This is a genomic window from Campylobacter sp. BCW_6466, assembly GCF_001762835.1.
In the GTDB taxonomy this organism is placed as follows: Bacteria; Campylobacterota; Campylobacteria; order Campylobacterales; family Campylobacteraceae; genus Campylobacter_D; species Campylobacter_D jejuni.
Map to the genome: position 1 here is coordinate 1 of NZ_MJXO01000062.1, position 3,280 is coordinate 3,280.

Annotated in this window: 2 protein-coding genes; one reads left to right on the forward strand and one right to left on the reverse strand. The window is 24.8% G+C overall.

All coding sequences use genetic code 11. From position 1 onward, the window contains the following. On the reverse strand, nt 1-1,748 hold a 1,748-nt coding region (locus AJ887_RS06325), incomplete at its 3' end, for a DUF2972 domain-containing protein (RefSeq protein ID WP_070284855.1). Between the two features lie 100 nt (nt 1,749-1,848). On the opposite strand from AJ887_RS06325, the gene AJ887_RS09910 reads away from it, so the two are divergent. After that, nucleotides 1,849-3,276 (forward strand): glycosyltransferase family 10 domain-containing protein, encoded by a 1,428-nt coding sequence (locus tag AJ887_RS09910; protein ID WP_083262114.1) that lies wholly within the window; start codon nt 1,849-1,851, stop codon nt 3,274-3,276. Nucleotides 3,277-3,280 lie beyond the last annotated feature (4 nt).

Here is a 3,280-nt window from a genome sequence, read left to right on the forward strand (position 1 = left end):
CCATCTAACTCCTTACACATTTTTTCAAATTCTTGATAATACTTCCAAGAAGCTACTATATCTGGACGATGTTGCTTGATGTGAATTAGTTCTTCATCTAGAATTTTCTTTAATATTTTTTTTAATTCACTATTTTTTTTAAGGCACCATAAAATTCCATTAGTTGTTATTTTGGATTTTTTTATATGTATAAATTTTTTATTTAGAATACTTAAAAAATTATTAAAAAAGTCGTTTAGGTATTTATCATTTATAAAATTTAATAATTTAACTTCATCTAATGGGCTAACAGAGAAGCAAATATATTTTTTTATTTCATTACGAAAATTAAAGTATTTTTCTACATCTATATAATTATTTTCTTTTTCGTTTTTCAAAGTTACGTAAAATTTAATATCATTGTAGATTAATATAATAGGTAAAATATATCGAAAATGAGAACTTTTTATCTCTTCGTAAAAATCTTTATTTTCCTCTTTAGGCGGATTAAAATTTAATATTTTGGATAATTTTTTTATTGTGTTAAAGGCTTTATTAGGCATAATATCTTTCATGTCTAAATAAAATATCTGTGTATCTATACAATTTCTTATTGTTGTATAGTTAAAACTAGCAGAATTTATCCAAAATTGTAAATTGTTAAATAAAACCTTATAATCTTTAATATTTGTATACTTTACTCGATCTAAAATAACATCAATTTTGCATTCTTTAATAATATATGTATCAAAGATGTTTTGGTGAGGGTGAGCATACCAGCCATGATTTATACCATTCTTTAATCTTTCTATAGGATCTCTAGTTAAAAATAATACAGGTTGACTATAAATTCTATATAAAAATTTTTTGACTTTTTCTATATCGTTCATGCTATGAATAAAAATAAAAAAACAAGCATCACTCTTAAAAAAAGAATAGATATATTCTATGGAATTTAAGTATGAAACTACATTTAAAGATTTTTTTAAAAACAAATTCAAAGCTGAATGTCCTGATAATCCAAATCCTAAATACACAAACTTATACCCATCAGGTAAAGGTAAATTCATGTCCCATGCAAGTTTAGCAGGTATATTTTTATAATTAATTTTTTCGTTTTCATCATTTAGTTTCTTAGGATCAAGTAAAGAAGGGTAAGGATGATTTCCTTTTTTATATCTTTCATTAAAATCATCTGATAGTAACCATTCTTCTATAAGATCAAAATTTTGTATAAAATAATTAAAATTATGAAAAATATTATCTAATATAGGTTGATAATCTTGATGAATTTTTAATATATTTTTTATTCTTAGAAATTCTTTTAGGAATAATTGTTTATTATCTATCAATCCTTCAAGGATGCTAGAGCTAATCTGATCGAATTCTTTAAAAATTTCTCTAAAAATTTGAAATTCTTTTTTAGCTTTTTTAATATCATTTTTTAGTTTAAATCCACTTCCTTTGTACCAAGTTTTATCAGCTTTGATTAAAACTTCACCTAGCATATAAGATAAATGAAATTTATATCTTAAAGCTTGCTCATAATCACTACATGTTTCTAAATTTGGATATTTGAGCTGAGGAAAAACTTGTATGCTTTGTTGATAAATTTTTTGTTCTTTTTTGTGTTGTTTTTTAATTTTATAGAGTTTTTTAAATAACGTTATGTATCCCCCCCCATTGTTTGTAAAGTCAATCATAGTTTGACCGAGCTTATAAGCAAGATGATTTTTCACTCTTTCTATGGCTGAATTTGGGTTATACATGGGGTTTTCCTTTAAAAATGGCTTTGATAAAATTATTTAAGTTAAAATTATATTATTTAATGATAAAATTTAAGATTGAACTTAAATTACAGGATAAAAAATGGCTAACAGGCGGATAATTAAATTAAGGCTGGTTGATTGGTATCTTGAGGATAATGAAGAAAATTTTTATAATCATTATTTGATTAAATTACTATGTGAAAAATACAACATAGTGTATAGTAATGATCCCGATTATATTATTTATAGTGTTTTCGAATTTAATAAACATACAAATTATAATTGCATAAGAATTCTTTATACAGAAGAAAATAGAAGAACAAATTGGAATATAGCTGATTATGGCATAGATTTTGATTATTTATCTTTTGCGGATAGACATATTAGACTACCTTTTCAGTTTTTGTGGCTTAAAGATGATATAGAGATGGCATGTCAAAAACATTTATATTATAATAATTTTGAAAAAAGAAAAAAATTTTGTGCTTATTTAATTACAGACCCGGGTAGACCAGAATGGACTCCTAGGGATCATTTTATAGATAAGCTATCTTTATATAAGCATATTGACTCTGGCGGTAGATATAGAAATAACATAGGCGGTCCAATAGGCGATAGATATGGTGAAGATTTTAATATAACAAAAAGAAAATGGCTTCAAAATTATAAATTTAATATTTGTTTTGAAAATTCTAGCGCTCCAGGCTATACTTCTGAAAAAATTTTTCAAGCATTTGCAGCTGGTTGTATTCCTATTTATTGGGGAGATACTAGCTTAAGATGTGGTTTGGGTATAAAAGAAAAATTGACACCTTGTGCAGAAATAGATCAAAGGATACCTAAAATTCCAGAAGAATTATTGGATTATAAAATAAATCCGAAAGCTTTCATAAATGCTCATAATTTTAGCACTTGGAATGAATTGATTGATCATATTAAATTGATTGATAACAATGATGAATTATATTTTTCAATGTTAAAAGAACCTGTATTTTTAAACAATTTTGATCCTATCCAATATGCCAAAGAAAAGACACTAATGTTTTTTGATTATATTTTTTCTCAACCTTTAGAATATGCTTATAGAAGAGGAAAGGGGGCTCATATTAATTTTGAACTAAGAGATAAAAAAAGATGTTCTGCTGATTTTACTCCAACTCATAAAAACATAGGAGCTCTTTTAAGAATTCAAAACCAACTTTCTTATAAACTAGGACAAGCTTTGATTTTAAATTCTAAAAGTGTATTCGGTTTTTTATCTTTACCTTTTATAATATTAAGTATTGTTATTTCACATAAACAAGAACAAAAGGCTTATAAATTTAAAATAAAGAAAAATCCAAATTTAGCTTTGCCTCCTTTAAGTTCATATGATGATTATAATGAAGCTTTAAAAATAAAAAATCATTTTTCTTATCAATTAGGAGAAGAATTTATTAAGGCTAGTAAGAATTGGCATAAAGGTGGATTATTCTTATTGCCTTATAGAGTTTTTAAGCTTTATAAGAAATTTAGGAAAAAACAATGAAAAC

What these genes read in the sequence shown, in the direction of transcription:
- AJ887_RS09910 (WP_083262114.1), top strand. Translation starts at nt 1,849, where the DNA reads ATGGCTAACAGGCGGATAATTAAATTAAGGCTGGTTGATTGGTATCTT.